Source organism: Yoonia sp. R2331, from assembly GCF_041103235.1.
GTDB lineage: Bacteria > Pseudomonadota > Alphaproteobacteria > Rhodobacterales > Rhodobacteraceae > CANMYO01.
Map to the genome: position 1 here is coordinate 1,795,129 of NZ_JBGCUN010000001.1, position 20,561 is coordinate 1,815,689.

At 59.2% G+C, this 20,561-nt stretch carries 18 protein-coding genes; 8 read left to right on the top strand and 10 right to left on the bottom strand.

Going from position 1 to position 20,561, the window contains the following annotated elements:
- Positions 1-48: 48 nt before the first annotated feature.
- The 9 genes from AB3Y40_RS09240 to AB3Y40_RS09280 form a co-directional block, all read right to left on the bottom strand.
- Positions 49-567 carry a DUF2478 domain-containing protein gene (locus AB3Y40_RS09240; protein ID WP_369438501.1) on the bottom strand — a complete coding sequence of 173 codons (519 nt, stop codon included), beginning with the start codon at positions 565-567 and terminating at the stop codon, positions 49-51.
- Complete coding sequence (locus AB3Y40_RS09245; protein WP_369438502.1) at positions 564-806, bottom strand: carbonic anhydrase; 243 nt, start codon at positions 804-806, stop codon at positions 564-566. The genes AB3Y40_RS09240 and AB3Y40_RS09245 overlap by 4 nt, the downstream gene beginning before the upstream one ends.
- A 4-nt stretch (positions 807-810) precedes the next feature.
- Positions 811-1,623 carry a peptidylprolyl isomerase gene (locus tag AB3Y40_RS09250; RefSeq protein WP_369438503.1) on the bottom strand — a complete coding sequence of 271 codons (813 nt, stop codon included), beginning with the start codon at positions 1,621-1,623 and terminating at the stop codon, positions 811-813.
- A gap of 4 nt (positions 1,624-1,627) precedes the next feature.
- A complete protein-coding gene (gene narI, locus AB3Y40_RS09255) occupies positions 1,628-2,377 on the bottom strand; it encodes a respiratory nitrate reductase subunit gamma (RefSeq protein WP_369438504.1) in 750 nt (249 codons plus the stop codon).
- Between the two features lie 12 nt (positions 2,378-2,389).
- Entirely contained in the window at positions 2,390-3,094 is a 705-nt protein-coding gene (gene narJ, locus AB3Y40_RS09260; protein ID WP_369438505.1) for a nitrate reductase molybdenum cofactor assembly chaperone, read from the bottom strand.
- A 1-nt stretch (position 3,095) separates the two neighbouring features.
- Positions 3,096-4,619, bottom strand: a complete 1,524-nt coding sequence (narH, locus tag AB3Y40_RS09265) for a nitrate reductase subunit beta (protein WP_369438506.1) — start codon at positions 4,617-4,619, stop codon at positions 3,096-3,098.
- Positions 4,616-8,344: a nitrate reductase subunit alpha gene (locus AB3Y40_RS09270; RefSeq protein ID WP_369438507.1), complete on the bottom strand. Its 3,729-nt coding sequence runs from the start codon at positions 8,342-8,344 to the stop codon at positions 4,616-4,618. Before AB3Y40_RS09270 ends, narH begins: the two co-directional genes overlap by 4 nt.
- Positions 8,345-8,407: 63 nt before the next feature.
- Positions 8,408-10,024 (bottom strand): MFS transporter, encoded by a 1,617-nt coding sequence (locus AB3Y40_RS09275; protein WP_369438508.1) that lies wholly within the window; start codon positions 10,022-10,024, stop codon positions 8,408-8,410.
- 59 nt (positions 10,025-10,083) lie between these two features.
- On the bottom strand, positions 10,084-11,493 hold the full coding sequence (locus AB3Y40_RS09280; protein ID WP_369438509.1) for an MFS transporter: 1,410 nt from the start codon (positions 11,491-11,493) through the stop codon (positions 10,084-10,086).
- Between the two features lie 259 nt (positions 11,494-11,752).
- Here AB3Y40_RS09280 and AB3Y40_RS09285 point away from each other — a divergent pair, with 259 nt between their 5' ends.
- From AB3Y40_RS09285 to AB3Y40_RS09295, 3 genes are all read left to right on the top strand, one after another.
- The gene (locus AB3Y40_RS09285) at positions 11,753-12,451 is read left to right on the top strand and encodes a helix-turn-helix domain-containing protein (RefSeq protein ID WP_369438510.1); all 699 of its coding nucleotides are present in this window, start codon (positions 11,753-11,755) and stop codon (positions 12,449-12,451) included.
- A gap of 223 nt (positions 12,452-12,674) precedes the next feature.
- A complete protein-coding gene (locus AB3Y40_RS09290; RefSeq protein ID WP_369438511.1) occupies positions 12,675-13,043 on the top strand; it encodes a MerR family transcriptional regulator in 369 nt (122 codons plus the stop codon).
- Position 13,044: 1 nt separating this feature from the next.
- Entirely contained in the window at positions 13,045-14,034 is a 990-nt protein-coding gene (locus AB3Y40_RS09295) for an aldo/keto reductase (RefSeq protein ID WP_369438512.1), read from the top strand.
- Between the two features lie 60 nt (positions 14,035-14,094).
- Here the strand turns inward: AB3Y40_RS09295 and AB3Y40_RS09300 are convergent, their stop codons facing one another.
- Positions 14,095-15,267 carry a sterol desaturase family protein gene (locus AB3Y40_RS09300; RefSeq protein WP_369438513.1) on the bottom strand — a complete coding sequence of 391 codons (1,173 nt, stop codon included), beginning with the start codon at positions 15,265-15,267 and terminating at the stop codon, positions 14,095-14,097.
- Between the two features lie 327 nt (positions 15,268-15,594).
- On the opposite strand from AB3Y40_RS09300, the gene AB3Y40_RS09305 reads away from it, so the two are divergent.
- From AB3Y40_RS09305 to AB3Y40_RS09325, 5 genes are all read left to right on the top strand, one after another.
- On the top strand, positions 15,595-16,887 hold the full coding sequence (locus AB3Y40_RS09305) for a hypothetical protein (RefSeq protein ID WP_369438514.1): 1,293 nt from the start codon (positions 15,595-15,597) through the stop codon (positions 16,885-16,887).
- Positions 16,884-17,654, top strand: coding sequence for a COG3904 family protein (locus tag AB3Y40_RS09310; RefSeq protein ID WP_369438515.1), 771 nt, complete (start codon positions 16,884-16,886; stop codon positions 17,652-17,654). The genes AB3Y40_RS09305 and AB3Y40_RS09310 overlap by 4 nt, the downstream gene beginning before the upstream one ends.
- Positions 17,655-17,882: 228 nt before the next feature.
- Positions 17,883-18,920: an alanine racemase gene (alr, locus tag AB3Y40_RS09315; protein ID WP_369438516.1), complete on the top strand. Its 1,038-nt coding sequence runs from the start codon at positions 17,883-17,885 to the stop codon at positions 18,918-18,920.
- Between the two features lie 317 nt (positions 18,921-19,237).
- Positions 19,238-20,005, top strand: coding sequence for a DNA repair protein (locus AB3Y40_RS09320; protein WP_369438517.1), 768 nt, complete (start codon positions 19,238-19,240; stop codon positions 20,003-20,005).
- Between the two features lie 54 nt (positions 20,006-20,059).
- Positions 20,060-20,503, top strand: coding sequence for a paraquat-inducible protein A (locus AB3Y40_RS09325; protein ID WP_369438518.1), 444 nt, complete (start codon positions 20,060-20,062; stop codon positions 20,501-20,503).
- Positions 20,504-20,561 lie beyond the last annotated feature (58 nt).

Here is a 20,561-nt window from a genome sequence, read left to right on the forward strand (position 1 = left end):
TCCGACCTTTGCCGCACGTGTCGACACGGTCAAGCCGCCCAAACACCCCTATTCTACAGGGCATTCCCGCCGCACGACGGCCTCAACCCAATCAATGATCGCGTCAGACGCGGCATCTAGTTTGGCGATTTCCGGACCGGCAAAAGCTTCAAAAGCGTCAAGGTTGAGTGCGCTGACCCCAACGATCACAGGGACATCAAGGGCAATCGCCTTTGCGATCGCGTCCCGAAATCCACGTCCATCCGCCTCGTGCTTACCGAATTTATTGATCACCAAAACGTCTGCGTCTGCGTCCAGTGACGCGCCCACAAGACCGACAGCCGTCTCAAGCGCGCTTGGGTCCAACCGGCAGCCTTTCGACGCCGCACCAAGGTTCTGCGATATCCGCAAGACCGGCCCATCGGGCAAAACTCGCACATCCATATCGCAGGGACCAGCGGCGCATTCGGTGTTGATCTGCACGGTGCCGCAACACCTCATCCCCTGCTGGGCCAGGCGTGTTGCCACGCGGTCCAGAAGCAAATCGATATCGCCCTTCCCGGCGGCCATTGTGTAAGCGATTTTCATAGGGCTTTATCTTTGATGTCAAAAGGGTTGCAATGTGGCATCGCATCGGTGACGGACTTCGCGCCGCCACATCCGTAATGACCGCACACAATGATCTCTTTGACCATTAGCGCATCTGCTGCGAATTCCGGCGCGGACAGCATGTTCGTATCGGCCGTGTGAGTGACATTGCGGTGCACGAACACCTCGCCTGGGTCGAGGCCTGTAACAACATTGGCAGGGACGATGTGGCTTTCCATGACGCTATCCTCTCTGGGGCGATATAGGTTTCAGGTCCGCCCCAGTGATCTCTGCGGTTGCGACAAGTTCATCCACATAATCCTTTGCCTTTTGCGCCCAGGATACCTTTTCCATGGCCTCAGCGATCTTTGGTTTGATCACCTCGAACGGAAGAACTGCGCCAAGGGCCACCGCATCCATGCGCACAATGTGCCAGCCATGACGGGTCAGCACCGGTTCGGGCGTGATTTCGCCTTCACCAAGGGCGCGCAGGATCGCCTCGAATTCGGGCACGGTATCACCGGGGCCAAGCTGCCCCAATGCCCCGCCCGATGACTTGGACCCGCAATCGCTTTCGCGCGATGCGACAGCAGCAAAGCGCTTGGCGTCATTGCCCACCAGCGCGATCAAGGCCCCTGCCCGTTGCCGGGCGTCTTGCTTGGCTTTTTGATCGCGTGGATCGCAGGCGCACAGGATGTGGGATACCTCCCACAAGGACGGCGCGCGATAACGTCCGGGGTCCTTTTGCCATTCCGCATAGATCGCCGCATCGTCTGGCCGGGCCGGGTCAACCACGATATCAAGAAGGCCGCGGATCTGCGCCTCTTCATCGGTCTCAAACTTGCCCGGTGCCAGCTCTTTGCGCTCGGGGTCCAAGGCACGCGACTGCGCCTCTTGCAACAGCAGGGTCCGGATGGCGATGGCGTTGGCCGCCTTGCGCCATGCGATGCCCGGCTTTCCAGCCGGGGCATCATGGTTCTGGGTTTCGGATGCCACCACATTGTGCGGCACCGTTTCACCGTTGACGATCAGATCAGGAAAAAGCGCTGAATTCATGCTCTTACTCCGCCGGTGTGGATTTGGGGGCATCCCGTTTGGGCAGCGCCTTCTGGCGACGCGACCGCACCACCTGAAAGCCGGGGCGTGACAGGTACTTCACCGGAGCCGCAAAGCCTGACACCAGATGCACAAGCCGTGAGAACGGGAAAAGTGCGGTGATGATCAGCCCAAGGAAAACATGCAGCTTATACAGCCAATGCACGTCAACGACAGTCACCCAGGCGTTGATGTTCCAGGTCACAATGCTCTGTGACCAGCTCATGAAGCGGACCATCTCAGAGCCGTCCATATGCTGCAAAGTCTGGGTGATGGTCAGCAGACCAATCGCCAACTGCAACCAGATCAGCACCATGATGGTGATGTCCATCCAACTGGAAGTGGCACGGATGCGCGGCTCTGTCAGACGGCGGTGCAACAGCAAGGTGCCGCCGATCAGCGCGGCAATCCCCGCAGGGCCGCCGATGATCACTGCCATCCATTGTTTCAGCGCATAAGGCACCCCAAGCGCATCCAGCACCCAGACAGGCGTGAACAGGCCCACGAGATGCCCGAAGAAGATGGTGATGATCCCCACATGAAACAGGATCGACCCCCACATCAGCTGCTCGCGCCGCAAAAGCTGACTAGACGAACTTTTCCATGTGTACTGATCGCGGTCATAGCGCGCGATGCAACCGATCACCAAGATGGTCAGTGCCGCATATGGCATGATCCCGAAAATGATGAAGTTGATATCTAGGTTGTCAAACATATCCATGTCTCCCTATTCGGCCGCGTGGCGCGGTACGGGGTGAACCGGCAGGTCCATCTGAGCGAGCATTTCGCGCGCCTGCGGACATCCGGCATTGGGGTCAGGACCAAACAGCACTTCGCTTTCTTCCCAGACCTCATCAAGAGCCTCCAGATCGGTCGGGTCGTCGTCCGGCTGCGCCAGCATCTCGGCCACCGCGTCCTGGTCGGGCTTGACCGCCGCCAACTGCAAAAGGCTGGCGAACACGGCACCATAGGGGCTTTCTCGACGCACCAAGCGCGCATTCAAAGCCTCAAAGATATGGGCCGCGTCCGCCAGAGTCTCCTGTGCCACCATTGGGGAACGTGTGGCGAGGAATTCCAGCAGGACCGGCAGGTGATCGGGAAGTTCCGACGTGACCGGATCGAACCCGCCTTCGCGGTAGGTTTCCACCAGCGACACCATCGCCCCGCCCCGGTCACGGCTTTCACCATGCACGTGCTCAAACAGGTTCAGCGACAGCGTCCGTGAGCGGTCGAAGAGCAGCACAAACTGCTCTTCCAGGTCATAAATGTCGCGCCCTGCCAGCTCCTCCACCAGCGGGCGCAACGCCCGACGCGCGGCAGCCGTCAATCGCCCGTCCGCGGCCAGAACGGCGCTGATCTCTGGCATCGCGAGCTGCAACTCGCGTGTCGGGTAACTCAGAAGAAGTGAGAATGCTTTGAGAGTACGGTCCATATTACATTGCCTCCGTTGGCATTTTCAGGGGTTTCTTGGAGCCACCAAAGAGTGACCCCTTTGACGATCCGCCACCGCACCCATTGGTGTCTGTAAAGCCGCAACCGCCGCGCAGGTCATAAGCGTCCTCAACCTGCTCGCGGTGGGTCGTGGGGATCACGAAACGATCTTCGTAATCCGCAAGGGCCATGATCTTGTACATATCTTCGATCACCCGCCCCGACAGGCCGACCCGTTCTGCGATCCCTTCATCAATCACGCCCTCGATGGATTTGGAGCGCATGTAGGATCGCATCGCCAACATTCGTTCCAGCGCGGTCACAACCGGGGCCTCATCACCCGCAGTCAGCATATTGGCGAGGTATTTCACCGGGATGCGCAGGTCTTTGACGTCTGGCATGCCTTCGCTGGTGCCAATTGCGCCCGCCTCGGCGGCGTTCTGGATCGGTGACAGCGGCGGGATGTACCAGACCATCGGCAGCGTCCGGTATTCAGGATGCAGCGGAAAGGCGACCTTCCATTCCATCGCCATCTTCCAGATCGGGCTTTCCTGCGCGGCCTTGATCCAATCCTCGGGGATTCCATCCGCGCGGGCGGTCTCGATCACCGCAGGGTCGTTGGGGTCAAGAAAGACGCCAAGCTGCGCATCATAAAGATCGGTTTCCTCGGCCGTGCCAGCCGCCTCTTCGATTTTGTCGGCGTCATATAGTATCACACCCAGATACCGAATGCGCCCGACGCATGTTTCGGAACAGACCGTTGGGTTGCCGCTTTCAATCCGGGGGTAGCACAGGGTGCATTTCTCGGATTTACCGCTTTCCCAATTGTAATAGATCTTCTTGTACGGACAGCCAGAGACACACATCCGCCAGCCGCGACATTTGTCCTGATCAATCAGAACAATGCCGTCCTCTTCGCGCTTATAGATCGCACCCGATGGGCAGGACGATGCGCAGGCCGGGTTCAGGCAATGCTCGCACAACCGCGGCAGATACATCATGAATGTGTTTTCGTATTCGCCGTAGATCTCCTTCTGGATGCCTTCGAAATTGTAATCTTCGGATCGTTTCGAAAATTCACCGCCCAGAATTTCATCCCAGTTTGGACCTTTCTCAATCTTTTCAATTCGTTCGCCGGTGATCTTCGAGCGTGGGCGCGCGGTCGGAAACGCCTGCATCTCGGGCGCGGATTTCAGGTGGTCATAGTCAAAATAGAACGGCTCATAATAATCGTCGATTTCGGGCATGTTGGGGTTGGCAAAGATATTGGACAGGATCCGCCACTTGCCGCCCTGTTTGGGCTGCAACTTGCCGGATTTTGTTCGTTCCCACCCGCCTTTCCAACGGGCCTGATTTTCCCAATCCGTCGGGTATCCGGTGCCGGGTTTGGTTTCCACGTTGTTGAACCAGGCGTATTCAACACCGTCCCGGCTGGTCCAGACGTTCTTGCAGGTGACGGAACAGGTGTGACACCCGATACATTTATCCAGGTTCAGCACCATGCCGATTTGTGCGCGGATTCTCATTGTGCGGCCTCCTTTGCGGTCGCTTCATGATCGAGCCAATCGACCTTTTTCATCTTGCGGACGACGACGAATTCATCGCGGTTTGATCCCACGGTGCCGTAGTAGTTGAAGCCATAGGATTGCTGAGCGTAGCCGCCGATCATATGGGTGGGTTTCAGGATCGCGCGGGTCACCGAATTGTGGATACCGCCGCGATGGCCGGTCTTCTCCGACCCCGGCGTATTCACGATCTTTTCCTGCGCGTGATACATGAAGGTCGTGCCTTCCTTGATCCGCTGGGACACCACCGCCCGGGCCGTCAGCGCCCCGTTGGTGTTATAAAGTTCGACCCAGTCGTTATCGACAATCCCGGCCTTGGCCGCGTCAACCTCTGACACCCAGATGACCGGACCGCCGCGGTTGAGCGTCAGCATCAACAGGTTGTCGGAATAGGTCGAATGGATGCCCCATTTCTGGTGGGGCGTGATAAAGTTCAGCACGAGGTTATCGCCATCGTCCTGTACGTCCTTGGTGATCGTCTTAAGGTCTACCGGCGGGCGGTAGGACATAAAGCCCTCTCCAAAGGCCAGCATCCACAGGTGATCCTGATACAATTGTTGTCGCCCCGTCAGCGTGCGCCAGGGGATCAACTCATGCACATTGGTATAGCCCGCGTTATAGCTCACCTTTTCGCTTTCAATCCCCGACCATGTGGGGGACGAGATGATCTTGCGCGGTTGCGCCGCGATGTCGTGAAAGCGGATCTTCTGGTGGTGCTCGCCTTCGGCCAGATGCGCATGTTCGCGCCCCGTGGCCTTGCTCAGCGCTTCCCAGGCCTTCACGGCGACATTGCCGTTGGTTTCCGGCGCCAGCATCAGGATGACTTCGCAGGCATCAATCGCACTTTCGATCTTGGGCCTGCCAGCTGCTGCCCCATCGAGTTGCACACCGTTAAGCGCCGACAGGTTTTCGATCTCTTCCTGCGTGTTCCAGGTAATGCCCTTGCCGCCATTGCCCAGCTTGTCGAGTGCCGGACCAAGGGCGGTGAAACGGTCATAGATCGCGGTATAATCCCGCTCGACCACGACATAGGCAGGCGCCGTTTTGCCGGGGATCAGGTCACATTCGCCCTTTTTCCAATCCTTTACCTGATCCTGTGCAATCTCTGCCGGGGTGTCGTGCAGGATTGGCAGTGCGACAATGTCGGTTTCCTTTTCCAGATAGCCCGGTGTGATCTCTTGGAACTTTTTGGCGATGGATTTGAAGATCTCCCAATCCGATTTGCTTTCATAGGCCGGATCCACAGCCGCCTGCAGCGGGTGGATGAACGGGTGCATATCGGACGTGTTCATGTCGTCCTTTTCGTACCAACTGGCGGTTGGCAGAACGATGTCGGAATAGACCGCTGTGGTGGACATCCGAAAGTCGATGGTCACAAGCAGGTCAAGCTTGCCGCGCGGTGCGTCATCGTGCCACTTGGCCTCCTTGGGCAATTGGCCGCCGTCTTCACCCAAATCCTTGCCCATCACACCGTGATCGGTGCCCAGCAGGTGCTTGAGGAAGTATTCATGCCCTTTCCCGGATGATCCCAACAGATTCGAGCGCCAGACAAACAGGTTACGCGGCCAGTTGGCCGGGTTGTCCGGGTCTTCACAGGACATTTCCAGATCGCCCGATTTCAGGTTCTCGGCCACATATGCCGGGACCTCCTTGCCAGCGGCCTTTGCCGCCTTGGCGACCTCCAGCGGGTTGGTCTTCAGCTGCGGTGCCGATGGCAACCAACCCATTCGCTCTGCACGAATGTTGTAGTCTATCAGGCTGATATCCCAATCGCCTTCTGGCGCTGTCGGCGACAGAATTTCGTCGGCCTTCAGGGTCTCATACCGCCACTGATCGGTGTGCGCGTACCAAGCAGAGGTTGAATTCATGTGCCGTGGCGGCCGGTTCCAATCCAGCGCAAAGGCCAGCGGTTGCCAGCCGGTTTGCGGGCGCAGCTTTTCCTGCCCTACATAATGCGCCCAACCACCGCCGGATTGCCCGACACAACCACACATGACCAACATGTTGATGACCCCGCGATAGTTCATGTCCATATGGAACCAGTGGTTCATCGCAGCCCCGATGATGATCATCGATTTGCCTTGGGTCTTTTCGGCGTTGTCAGCGAATTCTCGGGCCACATGCGCGATCTTGTCGGCGGGCACGCCGGTGATCTTTTCAGCCCAAGCAGGCGTGCCGGGCATCTCATCGGCATAATTGGACGTAACCCAATCGCCGCCCAACCCGCGATCCAGCCCGTAGTTGGCACAGAACAGGTCAAAGACGGTGGCAACATGGATTGCGCCGTCCTTTGTCTTGATCTTCTTAACGGGAATGTTGCGGGTCAAAACGTCGGGGTGATCCGCATCCGTCTTGAATTGGCCATAGGCCTCGCCACCAAAATAAGGGAAGTCGACACCGACGACATCGTCATGATCCTCTTCCAGAACAAAGCTCATTTTTAGCCGTGTGTTCGTGGCGTTGGCCTTCTCTTCAAGGTTCCATTCACCGTCCTCGCCCCAGCGATAGCCAACCGACCCGTTCGGCGCGACAAGGCCGTCCGACTTTTCATCATAGGCGACCGTCTTCCATTCCGGGTTGTTATCCTCACCCAGTTTCCCGTCCAGATCATCGGCCCGCAGGAAACGGCCCGGCACCAGTTTGCCGTTTTGTTTCTCCAGCTTTACCAGCATGGGGAAATCTGAATACTTGCGGGTGTAATCCTCGAAATACTCGGCCTGCCGATCCAGATGGAACTCCCGCAGGATCACATGCCCAAAGGCCATGGCCAGTGCTGCATCCGTGCCCTGCTTGGCGTTCAACCAAAAATCACCGAACTTCGCAGCCTCGGAATAGTCCGGGCAGATCACTGCGGACTTGGTGCCCTTATAACGCGCCTCGGTATAGAAATGCGCATCGGGCGTCCGCGTCTGCGGCACGTTCGACCCCCACAGCAGCAGATAGCCGGAATTATACCAGTCCGCACTTTCTGGCACGTCGGTCTGCTCGCCCCATGTCATCGGGGAAGCAGGCGGCAAGTCGCAATACCAGTCGTAGAACGACATGCAGACACCGCCCATCAGTGACAGATAGCGCGAGCCTGCCGCGTAAGAGACCATCGACATCGCAGGGATCGGCGAAAAGCCAAAGACCCGGTCAGGTCCATAGGTCTTGGCGGTATAGGCGTTGGCCGCAGCGGTGATCTCGGTCGCCTCATTCCATGTGGCGCGCACGAATCCGCCCTTGCCGCGTGTTTCGACGTAGGACGCACGCAGGATCGGATCAGCCTGCAGTTTCGTCCAGGCCTCAATCGGTTCCATCGTCTCGCGCATCTTGCGCCAGACTTTCATCAACTGCCCCCGGACAAGCGGGTTTTTGACGCGGTTGGCAGAATAGAGATACCAGCTATAGCTTGCCCCACGGGCACAACCGCGCGGTTCGTGATTGGGCAGATCAGCGCGGGTCCGCGGATAGTCCGTCTGCTGGGTTTCCCAGGTCACGATCCCTGACTTGACGTAGATCTTCCAGCTACAAGAGCCTGTGCAATTCACCCCGTGGGTCGAGCGCACGACTTTGTCGTGCCGCCAGCGGTTGCGGTAGGTATCCTCCCAATCGCGGCTTTCACGGGTCGTCTTTCCGAAACCGTCCGAGAACGTCTCAAGGGTGTTCGATTCCAGAAAGTTGAGTTTATCGAGCAGGTGGCTCATGTCTTTTCTCCTGTCAGGGTGGTCCTGCCCCGGCGCAACCGCCAGGGCAGGCAGGCGTCCGGTTTATGGGTTCTGCACGTAGGCGTTGGGCCGCAGGTAGAACCACCAGTTGATCGCGATGCAGACGGCGTAAAAGACCGCAAAGCCATAAAGCGCGTATTCAGGGTGTCCCGCGCCCAGCTGTTCGCCGAACACTTTGGGGATGATGAATGCGCCGTAAGCCGCCACAGCCGCCGTCCATCCCAACGCGGGGCCAGCCTGCTCTTTGTCAAAGACCACAGCGATGGTGCGGAAGGTCGATCCATTGCCGATGCCGGTGGCTGCAAACAGGATCAGGAACAGGCCAAGGAATGGGTAGAAAAACTGCTCCGGCGTGGCCGAGTTGTAGGCCGCCTGAATGAAGTAGGCGACACCCAGCGCAGATGCGACCATGACGACAGAGATAATCTGCGTCACCTTTGCGCCCCCGGCCTTGTCAGCCCACATCCCGCCCAAGGGACGGATCAGCGCACCAATGAATGGGCCCATCCAAGCGAACATCAAGGCAGACGGGCCGTTGGGGTTGACCATGTCGTGGGTCATTACACCGTCGACTTCCACGTGGCTAAAGCCAAAGACCACCTTGATGGTCAGCGCCAGCGCGGCGGAATAGCCGATGAACGATCCAAAGGTCATGGTGTAGATCACCGTCATCGCCCAAGTGTGCTTGTTGCCAAATATCTTGTACTGACGGCTTAGGTTCTGGCCGACAGCTCCGGGGATTAGTTTCAGGCCCAGCACGGTCAGTGCGATCACGATGGGCAGCACGATCCACTTCGACAGGCCAATGCCGGATGTCGGCAGGCCGCCCTCGACCGATGGCAGCATCAACCATGCACCAAAGGCGGCTGTGGCAAAACCGATCGCCAACATCCCCAGAATGATCGCAAAGCTGCCGGCTGGGTTCGGGATATCGGGCGAGACATGTTCATCGCGGATATTGTTCATCCCGAACCACCCGATCACGACCAGCGGGATCAGAAAGACCAACCAGATCAAACCGGCGTTCTGAATGTAGGTCTCTGTCCCGGCAGGGATTTTGCCAATCAGCGTGCCGGATGTGTTCACCAGTGTCCGGCTTTCGCCGCCGAAGATGCCCATGGTCATCGCCAGCGGGATCAGGATCTGCATGGTCGTCACACCAAAATTGCCCAGACCTGCGTTCATGCCCAGCGCATAGCCCTGAATTTTCTTGGGATAGAAGAAGCTGATGTTGGACATCGAGGACGAAAAGTTTCCGCCACCGATACCCGACAGGAATGCCAGCATCTGGAAGTACCACAGCGGCGTATCAGGGTCTTGCAATGCCATGCCTGCGCCGGCGGCCGGGATCATCAGCAGCGCCGTGGTGAAGACGATTGTGTTTCGTCCGCCCGCAAGGCGGATGAAGAAGGTCGACGGAATGCGCAGCGTCGCACCGGTCAGACCGGCAATGGCACCCAGCGTAAAGAGCTCGGATTTCGCAAATCCAAAATCAAGGTTCACCATCTGAACGGTGATGATGCCCCAGTAAAGCCAGACCGCAAAGCCACACAAAAGCGAGGGGATCGAAATCCATAGGTTGCGCGTGGCAATCGCCTTGCCGGTGGAGGACCAGTAGCTTCCGTCCTCAATGTTCCAGTTTCTCAGATCTTGTCCCACTTGATTTCTCCAAGTTGAGGGGTGGGACGGGCCAGCGTCTGGCCCGCCTTATTCAGTGCTTATTCGGCGGGTTGTGTGCCTTCTTTCTTGGCAATCGCTGTCAGCCCTTCCTCAAGTGCGGCATTCGCCTTGAGTGCGCGCAACCGCAAAGTTTCGATATTGGCGGCGGCAAAGTTGGCGCGTTCTTCGTCTTCCTGCCGGGTCGAGAACCGGACAAAGAAGGCCAGAAAAGATGCACAGGTCACGACGATGCCCAGGATGAAAAATGCCTCGGACCAGTCGATGACGTTCTTGAACAGGAAGCCCGCCAAAACCGCACCGGCGTTCCCGCCTGCACCGACCACCCCGGCAACCGCGCCCAGCGCCTTTTTGTTGATGAAAGGCACGACAGAATATGTGGCACCCTCGGCCATCTGCGTGAAAAGCGAGAACACGATCAGCGCAGGCAAGGCCAGAAACAGCACGTTCATCTGGCTGAACACCATCAAGGCGCAACCTTCAAAGAACAGGCAGATAAACAGCCAGAACGCGCGGCCCTTCAAACCCCAAAGCGATCCGAAGTTGTCCCCAAAAAGGCCGCCCAATGTACGGGCGAACAAGTTCATCAGACCAAATGACGCGGCCACAAAACCAGCGGTCACAAGGTTCAGATCAAAGTAGTCCATAAAGTAAAGGGCAGCGACGTTGTTCACCGTCAGCTCGATGCCGAAACACGCGCCATAGATCACGAACAACACCCAGACGCGGGGGTCTTTGAGGGCGTGCAGGTAGTTTCCGGTGACCTTCTTCTTCTCTTCCATTTTGCCCTGCGCCCGCAGGTCATCAAAATTTCCGTCCGGCGCATCCTGCGTCAGGAAGTAGTAGCCAATCCCCGTCAGGAAGATGATGACCCCCACCACAACCATGGACAAACGCCAGCCCACGGCCTCGGAAAAGCCAAACCCAAGCACCATGACAGAGAACAAAAGCGGCATGACAAACTGCGTGACACCGCCACCAAGGTTGCCCCAGCCAGCGGATGTGGCGTTGGCCTGCCCCACCACGTTGGGGGCAAACATCACGGATGTGTGGTATTGGGTGATCACAAAGGCAGCACCGATGCCGCCGATCAAAACCCGAAAAAGCAGAAAGGTCTCAAAGCTCTGCGCCAGACCGATGCCCATCACAGGCAACGACCCGATCAGCAACAACCAGGTATAGGATTTCCGCGGCCCGATCCGATCACACAGCCAGCCAATGAACAGTCGGGCAAAAATCGTCATCGAGACCGAGCCGATAATCGCCCAGCCAATCTGGTTTGGCGTCAATCCCAGCTCATCGCGGACGACACTCATCAACGGCGCGATCCCGAACCACGCAAAGAAGCACGAAAAGAACGCAAACCACGTCATGTGGAAGGTCCTGATCTGCACCATCTTTACGTTAAAGAAATTCGACCACAGGGCGGTGGCCTTATTGTGTAGTTCCATCATCTGTCCCCTTTGGCTCCTGCGCTCAGCCAGAAGGGTGAGCGCCTTGCGCAAAGAGTGGTCAGATGGCGAAACGCCATAGCTTGATTCAGATCAAGAAACGAAAATTTGTTGTTTGAAATAAATACCTTAACCACAAATCTCATGTCGCTCGATACGGTGGATCAAGGGATGTGGCGGCATAAGACAATTGCGCTCTTGATATTTATCAATTATACGATTGATCGTTATCAAACAGGAGCGTCCCTTGCATATCGGCATGCCCGAGTCGGATTACCCGGATATCCGTGGGCTTCACCTTTTTCGCGAAATGTCGGATGCGCATTTTGACGCGCTGATGCGCGGCTCTTATGTGCAGAACTTTCCGCCGCAGATTGATCTAATCATCGAAGGCGACCCGAGCGATTTCCTGCACGTCGTGCTCACCGGCTCAGTTGAATTGACATCAATGTGGAACGGGCGTGAAACCTCGATGGCCACGGTACGGCCCGTGTCCACCTTCATTCTTGCTGCGACAATCAAGGATGCGCCCTATCTGATGTCCGCCAAAACGGTCGAAAAAAGCCGGATCGCGCTGATTCCCAGCCAAGACGTCCGTAACGTCTTTGATGTCGACAACAACTTTGCCCGCGCCATCGTGACCGAACTCGCCCAGTGTTACAGGTCGGTTGTGAAGTCCCAAAAAGACCTCAAACTGCGAACCTCGCTTGAAAGGCTCGCCAATTATCTCCTGCGGCAACATCAAAAGATGAATGGTGCGGATGGGTTCGAACTGCAGCTTGAAAAGCGCAGGCTCGCGTCATTCCTGGGTATGACCCCAGAGAACCTCAGCCGCGCCTTCAAAGGTCTGCAGCCTTACGGGGTTGTGGTGAACGGAAACCATATCACCATCCAGAACAAAGACGATTTAGTCCGCTTTGCCAAACCAAGCCCTCTGATCGACGACTATTCCGTCTAGGCACACAGCAATTCACAATCACATTGCCCTCGCTGCCCGCAATAAGGGTCGAGTCCCCCAGATCAACGGCACCCAAATGGCAAATCTCGAAAAAGCCTGCGCCGTGGCCGGAACGCTGACCAAGCGAAAAAGGCCATTCCTGTAACGCATAGGGGATCCCACGACGCGTCCCCGGTAATGCGGGCTTGACTTGGAGCCACTCCAATACGCTACCCCTTGTCTTATGTTGATCAATAACGCCGCCACCGCCTCTGGCCTCTCTGCTGATACCATCCGGTTCTACGCCAAATCCGGCATGTTGCCGCCAATTGCCCGCGATGCGCGAGGCTGGCGCGACTTCTCGCCCTCGGATGTCGACTGGCTCAAGACGCTCAAACATCTGCGCGCCACCGGGATGCCCTTGCCCGAGATCAAGCGCTTTGCGCAATCCGCCCATGCTGCCGATGCAGACACCCCCGCCAACCGCCAAATGCGTCTGCAAATCATGCAACGCCATGCCCACACACTGGCGCGGCGGCAAACCGAACTCGACGCCTGCGCGCAATACCTCGCCCACAAGATCGCCCTTTATTCCGGCACAAAGGAAGACTGACATGCCCGCCATCACATTGCCCACTGAACCCACACTCGGCCTTGGCTGCTGGGCCATCGGCGGCCCGTTCAGCGCAAACGGCAGCCCCGTTGGCTGGGGCGAGGTTGACGATAAAACCTCAACCGCCGCCATCCACGCCGCAGTTGACCACGGCATTCGCCTCTTTGACACAGCTCAGGCCTATGGCACCGGACACTCTGAAACCGTGCTCGGCAGCGCCCTGCACGACCGCCCCGATGTCGCCATCGTCACCAAAATCGGCATCGGCATTGATCCGGCCAACCGTGCGATCACTGGCGAAGTGACGGATCCCAAAGCGATCCGCGCCAGCCTTGACGCCTCTCACAAACGCCTGCGCCGGGATCACATCGACCTTGTGTTGCTGCACCTCAACGAACTCCCTATCGAAAGCGCCGCCCCGATCTTCGATCTGCTGGACGGGCTCTACAGCGCAGGCCGCATCGGCGGCTATGGCTGGTCCACGGACTTTCCTGACCGCACACGGGCCTTTGCCGACCGCCCCGGTTTCACCGCCGTCGAACACGCGATGAACGTCTTTTTCGCCGCCGAACACATGGTGCCGGCAACCCGGGCCGCCGGCATCGCCGCGCTGATCCGTTCGCCGCTGGCGATGGGCATCCTCGGCGGGCGCTACGACGCCAGTGCCGAATTTTCCAAGAACGACGTGCGCTCTTCCAATCAAAGCTGGAATGGCCACTTCGCAGATGGCCGCATCGCCCCCGACCGCCTGACCGCGCTTGATGCAGTCCGCGACATCCTCACCTCGGACAACCGCAGCCTGGCTCAAGGTGCCATTGCCTGGCTCTGGGCACGCAGCCCCAATGCGATCCCGATCCCCGGCTTCCGGACACCCGAACAGGTCACCGACCTCTGCGGCGCGCTGGACCACGGCCCGCTGACGCAAGCCAAAATGTCCCAGATCGAAACCCTGCTGAACCGCCCGCCAGAAGGTCCACCGCAGCAACGCTAGCCTTTCTTTTGAATGAAAATATGCGGCGGGGGTCTGGGGGTGCCAAACCCCCAGTCTGCCCTATTCAGCTGGCGTACCCGCTTGACTTTTGGGATCTTCCACCTTGGGCTTCTGAAACGGATAGATGAACTGCTTCCAATAGCCCTTTGGCACCGTATTCCCGATCACCCCGTAATTCTCTGGCCAGCGGTCTTCGGGCAAGTGATGCGTCCCGAACAGCCAGTCATAGATCGGGAAGTGAGAGGAATAATTGATATCAATCGCCTCCCGGTCCGACCCGTGATGCCAATGGTGAAAGCGTGGGGTCACAAAGAACCGCTCGATAAACCCGAACTTCCAGCCAATGTTGGAATGGATAAACGAGGACGAAAAGTAGACGATCAGCAGATAGGCCTGGATCGCCGCCGGATCAAAGCCAAGCGTGAACATCGGCACCGCCGTCAGCCCGCGCAAAATGGCAATCTCGATGAAATGCATCCGCGCACCGGCCAGCCAATCCATCGCCTTGGTGGAATGATGGATCGCGTGGAACCGCCACAACACCGGAAAGGTGTGGAACGCGCGGTGTGTCCAATATTGCACAAAATCCGTGGCCGCCATGATCACTACCACCTGCAACCAGAACGGCTGCGACCCGATATAGGACCGGATGCCATCCAGCTGGATGGTCTCGTTGACGAAATTGGTGGGCGCAAGCGTGATGAACCCCAGGATCTGCACCAACATTGAGCTCACGAGGTAGTAGAACATATCCTCCCGCCACTCGCCGCGAAACACGGTCTGTTCCGCGCGCGCAGGAAAGAACCGCTCAAGCGGGACAAATAGAAATCCCACCACCAAGACATTGATGATGAAATAATCGAGCCCGAAATAAAGCGCCTGCGGCCCCGCCCCGCTGGTATCGGGCTGCGTCGTTGCCATTAGCGACACGACCACAGTCAGGCCCAGCGCCGTCCAGCCAAGAACCCGCTTGTCCGACAGGATCAAACTGATCAGCGACAGTGCATAGCCAAACAGCAGCACCACCCGCAGCACCACGGTCATCACACCGCTTTCGTGGATAAACGCAATCTCAGGATATGAAAACGTCTCGGGATACCAGCGCAAGAGCACCATCAAAAGCCCCGCAATCCCCGCCAGCAACGCCAGCGAGCCCGACAACCAGCCAGACCCGAACGGCCGCGCCGCTCTTGGCTTCTCCAATTCCGAAATCAATTCACGAAAAATGCCCATCAATCCCTCACCACACGCGGTTTTTTGCAAAATATACACGTCATCAAAACAAGTCAGAGACCTATTTCACCCCGCAGCCAGAAAATCCACAGGCCGCAGCCCTGCGGCCACATCCTACTGCATCATCTTCTTCTGGCCCAAAATATCCTGCGGGGGTCCGAGGGTGCGAAACCCCCCGGTGCGATATGACCCATCGCACGCGTCCGGGACGGTCGGCGGGGTGCCTTGCGCGTCCACGCAACAGCGGCGCACCGGCCTGCCCCCCACGATCCCTAATTTGCATCCCGCCCCGCATTCCCTATCTTCCCAAGGACCAAGGGGGACCCCATGACCGACGACAGCAATCTCAGCCGTGCGCAGGCCCGCGGCGTTCGCAACGCCCGCGACCTGGAAAATCAACTCGGCTGGCTCGACAACATCACCGGCACCGCCCTTGGGGTGCTGGCCGTCGCCTCCGGCATCTATACCTACCTCGGCGTCTCCTCCCTTCTCGATGACAACGGCGCGCTGTCGGTCTTTGCCGCCCTTGCCTATTCGGTCGCCGTCTCGGTCGGCATCTTCGTCTTCTGGTCATACATGATGCGCCTGATGCCCGCCGTGCGCACTGGGGCCGCCCGCATGGGCCTGTTTCTGGCCATGTGCCTGGGCTCGGGTGCCATCATCGCCATGTCATCCTGGCTGAACGCTGCAGCACTTGCCGGGGCCGCCGCTGTCGAACAGCATCTGGCTGAAACCGTGCAAGACTACCAACAGGCGCTGGAACGCACCAATGAGATCACGCAATCCGCCCAAAGCCTGGCCCGCGATGTCGCCCGCGTGCGCCAGTCCTTTGATGACCTCTCCGAACAAGAGGCCACCGGCCAACTTTCGGGCTTTGCCGGTCAAGGCGCCGTCTTCCGCCTCCTGCGCCAGAAATCCGACGAACTCGCCGCACTCGAGGCACAGATCACCACGCAGGAAAACCTCGTCAGCCAGGCCTTCGCCGACGGCAACCAGATCCTTACCCGGATGCGCGCGCTGACGGTCGAACAAGGCCCCGTCGAACAGCGCTCGGTCCTTTTCAGTGAAGAGGCCGTGCGCCTGGCCAATATCATCACCCAATTGCGGCAATTGTCCGTGGCTCCGCTGGTCCAGCGCGCCGCGCGTGATCTGTCCGACAGCGTGGTGCTACCACAACTTGATGGCTCCGACGCTTCGACCCGGCAAGGGCAACAGGCCACGATCGACTCCGTCCTTACCGTGCTGGGCCAGCGCGCCGCCGTGCTCCAAACCGCAGCCCAATCCGTGATCGACATGACCCCACCCGCAGACACCACCTATACGCCGATCTCTGCGGCGGACGCGGTGATCCTCTACGCCCGCAACTTTGTCCCCTCATGGGCCGGGGCCATCGCCATTGACCTGCTGCCAGCGGTGCTGGTGCTGATCGTCACCATCACCCAAGGCGCAATCCGTGCCGCACGCGACGGCACAGCCACCGAAGACAGCCTGACCCTGTCGGAACTGCGCGCCGCAATGATCGCCCTCAAGGATATTGACAGCACCATGTCCCCCGACCACCCCGCGCGCCCGGCCGCCGCCACCGATAACACCCCATCCAAACCCCGCGCGGTCGAATGACAGCACTTAATCCCAATACAGGGCGCACCCTGCGCTGGATCTTTGCGGCCCAGATCGGTTTTGCGGCCGTCCTGATAGGCGCTGACCTGACCCGCGTGTTGCCCACGCTTCTGTCACCCTCTGACGCACCGCAACTGACCCAACCCATAGGGCCGGGTGATCAAACGCGCCGCTTTGCCCCGGCAGAGCTTGCCCCGCGCGCCCCCGCCCCCGGCACCCGGCCCATTCCCGCCACTACCGACATGCCCAGCAGGCTCGACTTTGTCGCCGCTGACTGGAACGGCGACCCAGTGATCACCCTCACCGGGGATATCGCCCCCGGCGATGCCCAGCGTTTCGCCGACTTTCTGGACACCCAAACCACCCCTCCGGTCACCGCCTTCCTCAACAGCCCCGGTGGCTCAGTGGTCGACGCACTCGCCATCGGCCGCAGCCTGCGCGCGGCGGGGATCAACACCGAAATGACCGCCAGTGACATCTGCCTCTCTGCCTGCCCTTACCTGCTGGCCGCTGGCCCCACCCGCACGGCGCACGCGGACGCGCTCATTGGCGTGCACCAACACTACTTTGGCGAAAACACCGCCCTGCCAGCCTTCCTCGCGGTCTCAGACATCCAGCGCGGTCAGGGTGAGGTCATGACCTACCTCTCGGACATGGGCGTGGACCCGCTCTTGATGCAACACGCGCTGGTCACACCGCCGGATGAGATTTACCTGCTCACCCCCGACCAGCAACAAACCTACAATCTCACCACCCCCATTGAATAGGCGCAGGCCTATCTCCCGCAAAACGAACGCGCCCAAACCCAGATCTTCTTCTGGCCAGAATAATCCCGGGGGTGTGGGGGCTGGCCCCCACGAAACCAACCGACACGCCTGACTGGCCCCCGCCAAACCATCCGGGACGGCGGGCGGGGCGCCTTTGGGCTTTGCCCAAACAGCGGCGCACGACGCTCCCCGATTGCACCGCAGGCGATCTGATGCCAAAAGGCGGACATGAGCACCGGACACCTCACCATCGACCTCGCCGCCGTCACTGCCAACTGGCAAGCGCTTGACGCCATGACGACCGTCGAGACCGCCGCCGTGGTCAAGGCCGATGGCTATGGTCTGGGCGCCGCTCGTGTTGCCACCGCGCTGGCACAGGCTGGCGCGCGCCAGTTCTTCGTGGCCGCCGCCGAAGAGGGTGCCGCCGTCCGACAGGCGCTTGGCCCCGGCCCCGCAATCTCGGTCTTCTCCGGCCACATGGATGGCGACACCGCATTGCTGCGTGATCATGCGCTGACCCCGCTTCTGAATTCCGTAGCGCAAGTCCACCGTCATTTCACGACCTTGCCCGGCCATGCTTTTGGCGTGCAGCTCGACACCGGCATGAATCGCCTTGGTATGGAATGGGATGATTGGGCCACGACCGCTGCTGACGTGATGCGCGCCGGGCCGACGCTTGTTATGTCGCATCTGGCCTGCGCCGATGAACCCGACCACCCGATGAACCCCTACCAACTGGACGTCTTTCACCAGATGACGGACGGCATCAGTACCCCGCGCAGCCTTGCAGCCACCGGCGGGATCCTGATGGGACCAAAGTACCACTTTGACGTCACGCGCCCCGGCGTCGGCCTCTACGGCGGCGCGCCCTTTGCCGATGCCCGCCCTGTGGCCCGCCTCGATCTGCCGGTGATCCAGATCCGCGACCTGGCCCCCGAAGAAGTTGTGGGCTACGGCAACAGCTATCAAACCCCGCGCCCCGCGCGCATCGCCACCGTGGCCGCAGGCTATGCTGATGGTCTGATCCGTGCCTTGTCGGGCCGTGCCACGCTCTGGCATGGCGGCCAACCCTGCCCGCTCGTTGGCCGTGTCTCGATGGACCTGATCACGGTGGATGTCACCGATTGCGACGACGACCCCGGCTTTCTGACTATCCTCGGCCCCCACCAGGGCGTTGATGCTCTGGCGACGGCTGCCGGCACCATCGGGTACGAGATCCTGACCTCTCTGGGTCAGCGTTACTCGCGCCAATACGCCGCGATCTGACCGCGATTCGCCCGTGTTTCGAACCACTTAGCGCGACGTAGCCCTGCAATAACCACCCGGTCTGACGCAACACATCCGCATTGCGCAGCAATACCAAGCGCACAAAGCACCGCAACATCCTGCGCCGCCGCGCCCACAACATACCACCCCTGCCATATGTACGCCCCGCATTGTTTCGAACTCAGCAACAGTCCGATCACCAATGCATCACAGCAACCCGTGGTTTCTTTTCGTGAATTTTTCCCTGTAGACGCAAATGGTTAATCGCTTATCCTCGACCAGTGTTTGGAGAACTGCGTTTCGGGGGAAAATGCGGCATGTTTATTAAGTCGTCTGTTTTGGGCGCGGCCCGTCTGCTTCACCTGATCGCACTGGCCGCCGTCGCGGTCCTTGGGACAGCCGCATTGATCTACACATTATTGAGCACTTTTGGCTACGCGCCCTGGCTGTCCATGACCGCCACATTCGGTGCCGTCACCTACGACACAGCAGGCCAATGGCTGCAAATCGGCGGCACCAGCCTTTTGTGCGCCATGGCCTTCTTTCTGCCGACCTCGGCCCGTGTCGCGGCACTCGAACACAGCCACCGCCAGTTCCACATGTCGATGGACGACGTGGCCCGCGCCTATCATCTCGCCCATACTGCCGACCGGGCTGGTCTCTTCAGCCTCAGTTCTGAATTTGATGCGGTGCGCGAACGCCTGGGCTATCTGCGCGACCACCCTGATCTGGAACAGCTCGAACCCGATGTACTGGAAGTGGCCGCACAAATGTCGCAACAGGCACGCCACCTCTCCGAAGTCTACTCGGACGAAAAAGTCACCCGTGCGAAAGCCTTCCTGCAACAGCGCCAGGAAGAGGCGGAACGCCAGCAGGAACGGATTGTCGAGGCGCTGCATGTCACCAGCCAGATCCGCACCTGGGCGCAGCAGGTTGATGTCGAGGAATCCATCGTGGCCAGCCAATTGGCGCAGCTTGACGAAAAACTGCAAGCCGCCCTGCCGGTGCTGGGCTACGCCATGGAACACCCTGATGCGGCTGAAGACAACGTCGTCAACCTGCCCGCCAAACCCGCCGCAGAATAGACTGGCCACCGCAAACTGCGTCCCTTAAACCGGGTCAAAACCTGCGAGGCCACGATGCAAACCACCCTCAAATGGGCCAACCTCTCCCTGCTGATCCTGTTTCCCATCGCGTGGTTCGCACCACTGATGCGCGCGGGGCTGCTACCGCTCTTTGGCCTGTCCGAAATCTCAGTGATCTCGGGCCTGCAATCTCTTTGGGGCAGCGACATCTTTCTGGCGCTGATGGTCACCGCCTTCGCGCTCTTTGCGCCCTATTTGAAAACAATCGGTCTGGCGCTGACCCACTTCCACCTCCTCAGCCCGAAACTGCTGCCGTTCCTGTCGTGGATGGGCAAACTGGCGATGGCTGACATCTTCCTCATCGCGCTCTACATCGTGGTGGCGAAAGGCGTCGGCATCGGAAAGGTCGAAACCGCCTGGGGGCTGTATATGTTCACCGCCTGCATCCTCGCCTCCATCGCCATCTCGGCGCTGACCAAACCGCTTTCTTCCGAATAAAAATATGCCCGCCGGAGGCATCCGATTATTCGACGAATAATCGCGCCCCTTGCCAGCC